Annotated in this window: 2 protein-coding genes and 1 pseudogene; 2 read left to right on the top strand and 1 reads right to left on the bottom strand. The window is 71.1% G+C overall.

Annotation, left to right across the window (positions count from 1 at the left end):
- Positions 1-127: 127 nt before the first annotated feature.
- Positions 128-859 carry a response regulator transcription factor gene (locus RIF89_RS13320; RefSeq protein WP_309069575.1) on the bottom strand — a complete coding sequence of 244 codons (732 nt, stop codon included), beginning with the start codon at positions 857-859 and terminating at the stop codon, positions 128-130.
- Positions 860-998: 139 nt separating this feature from the next.
- Between RIF89_RS13320 and RIF89_RS13315 the strand changes: the two genes are divergently transcribed.
- Together RIF89_RS13315 and RIF89_RS13310 are read left to right on the top strand one after the other, a co-directional pair.
- On the top strand, positions 999-2,321 hold the full coding sequence (locus RIF89_RS13315) for an FAD-binding oxidoreductase (RefSeq protein WP_309069574.1): 1,323 nt from the start codon (positions 999-1,001) through the stop codon (positions 2,319-2,321).
- Between the two features lie 100 nt (positions 2,322-2,421).
- Positions 2,422-2,935, top strand: a pseudogene (locus RIF89_RS13310) (ABC transporter permease); the annotation flags it as partial.

The following is a 2,935-nucleotide window of genomic DNA, read 5'->3' as shown; positions in this document are numbered from 1 at the left end:
ACGTTCGTGAGCACGACGCTCGTCACCGCGGCGACCACGACGAAGATGAGCGACACGAAACCGAACACGGTGAGCATCAGCCGCGCCTGGAAGGACAGCTGACGCGCCCCCGCGCCGGCCCTGCCCATCACTGGGGGGCCTTGATCATGTACCCCACGCCGCGCACCGTGTGGATGAGGGGATCGCGCCCCGCGTCGATCTTCTTGCGGAGGTACGAGATGTACAGCTCCACGACACTCGATCGTCCGCCGAAGTCGTAGCTCCACACGCGATCGAGGATCTGCGCCTTCGAGACGACCTTGCGCTCGTTGCGCATCAGGAAGCGCAGCAGTTCGAACTCCGTGGCGGTCAGTTCGATCTCGGCGCCGCCGCGCTCGACCTCGTGGCTGTCCTCGTTCAGGCTGAGGTCGCCCACCCGCAGGATCGGCTCGTCCTCAGCGGCGTGCGCCGTGCCGGAGCGGCGCATGAGCGCCCGCAGACGCGCGACGACCTCCTCGAGGCTGAACGGCTTCGTGACGTAGTCGTCGCCGCCCGCCGTGAGGCCTGCCACCCGATCGGCCACGGCGTCCTTCGCGGTGAGGAACAGCACCGGGACGTCGTCGCCGGCTTGACGCAGGCGCTGCAGCACGGACATGCCGTCGAGGTCGGGCATCATGATGTCGAGCACGAGCGAGTCGGGCTTGAACTCCTTCGCCGTGGCGAGCGCTTCGAAGCCGCTCGCCGCCGTACGCACCTCCCAGCCCTCCATCTTCAGCGCCATCGAGAGCAGATCGGTCAGCATCTGCTCGTCGTCGACGACGAGCACGCGCACCGGATTGCCGTCGGCGCGCGTGAGAGCGGGGGAGTGCGGCGTTGTCATGAGGACAATTCTGCGACCGAAGCTATGAGGTTTCTATGGCGGCGGCTATGCGCGGGATGTGAACGGCGGCAGCGATCGGAGAAGAGCTCGTCGGCGACGGGCCTGTTGCGATGTCGGAGACGGCGAGTACCGTGCGCGCATGGCCAACGACGACCTCACTGCCGCGCTCGGCACAGTGATCCGCCCCGGCGATCCCGACTGGGACGTCGCGCGCCGATTCCACTCGGGGATCGGCGAGCCCGCGCTGGTGGCGCGGGCCTCCTCGACCGATGACGTCCGTGCCGCCGTGACGTTCGCCGCCGCCGAGGGCCACCCCGTGATGGTGCGCGGCGGCGGTCACAGCGCATGGGGCACGGTGCCCGGCGGGGTGACACTCGACCTGGCGGCGCTCGCCGATGTCGCGGTGCACGGCACCCGCGTGCGGGTCGGAGGCGGGGCGCAGTGGGGCGCCGTCGCGCGCGCCCTCGCCGCGCGGGGCCTCGGGCTCAGCTCGGGCGATACGGCATCCGTCGGCGTCGGCGGGCTCACGCTCGGTGGCGGGATCGGGCTCATGGTGCGGGCATGGGGTCTCGCCTGCGACCAGCTCGTGGGCGTTCAGCTCGTCACCGCCGACGGCCGGGTCATCGAGGCCACCGACGCGACGGAGCCCGAGCTGATGTGGGCGCTGCGCGGCGGCGGCGGCAACTTCGGCGTCGTGACCCGCTTCGACTTCGAGGCGCACCCGCTCGACGGCGTCGTGGCCGTCGAACTCGGCGTCGAGGGCGACGCGCGGGTGGCGATCGGAGCCCTGCGCGACGTGATGGCGCAAGCGCCGCGCGAGCTCACCCTGACCTACATGGATGTGCCCCCCATGGACCCGAGTGCGCCCGCCGGCGCTTCGATCTCCGGTGTGTGGGCCGGCGCCGATGAGGACCGGGCGCGGGAGGCGCTCGCGCCCCTGCTCGAGGCCCCGGGCATCGTCGAGCGGTCGCTGGGCGCTCGGCCCTATCCCGACGTCCTCCTCGAGGCACCCGAGTTCGACCCGGAGAGCCCCATGCCCGGTTTCGTGGGAGGCAACACGCTGCTGCGCGCGCTCACCGACGACGCGATCGACCACCTCGTGTCGTTCCGGGAGAGCAACCCGGCCTCCGTGGTGCTGCTGCGTTCGCTCGGCGGCGCGTTCGGCGACGTCGCGCAGCACGCGTCTGCCTTCCCGGCCCGAGACGCCACGTGGTTCGCGATGGTGGGTGCGTTCGATGTTCCCGGCATGCTCAGCGACGAGGCGCGTGCGCGGGCGCTGTCGGACTGGGGGGCGATCGATGCGCTCGGATCGGGGGTGTACGGCAACTTCACGACGTCGACGGATCCCACGTGGGCGACGCGGATGTACCCGTCGGCGACGATGGCGCGGCTGAGGGCCGTCAAGCGCCGATGGGATCCCGGCAACCTCTTCTCCCGGAACCACAACGTCCGCCCCGCCTGAGCGCGTCATAGCGATTTCCTCACCGGCCCTGGTGGTTCCCATGAGCTGACTTCCTAGCGTCTCCTGCGGACGGCCCGAGGTGCGGCCGAGAAGGAGACCCATGTACTGGACGTATCTGCGGCGCGAACTCGCGGGCCGCAAGAAGCAGACCGCGATCGTGGCGGCCGGCCTGGCCATCGCGATCGCCCTGGTGATCATCGTGAACGCGCTCGCCGCCGGCGTGCGCGATGCGCAGGCGGCGGCACTCGAATCGGTGTACGGCGTCGGCACCGACCTGACGGTGACCGGCGCCCAGGCAGAGCCCGGCGAGGGCGGCGGTCGCCCGTCGTTCCAGTTCGGCGAGGACGGCGGCACGGAGAACGAGGACGGCTCGACGACCCTGAGCCAGTCGCAGCTGATGACCGACTTCCGGCGCGGCACGCTCGAGTCCTCGATCGTCGACACGGTCGCAGGCCTCGACGGCGTCTCGGCGGCGTCGGGCGCACTGAGCCTGACGAACACGACCTTCGACGGCGAGCTTCCCTCGGCCCCGAGCGACGCCGCGGACGGTGACTCCGCCGAGAGCGAGTCCGCCGAGGGCGGGACGATGCAGGGGGGTGCGCCGCAGGGCGGCG

Source organism: Microbacterium sp., assembly GCF_031178525.1.
Taxonomy (GTDB): Bacteria; Actinomycetota; Actinomycetes; order Actinomycetales; family Microbacteriaceae; genus Microbacterium.
This window is presented reverse-complemented; position numbering and strand designations above follow the sequence as displayed.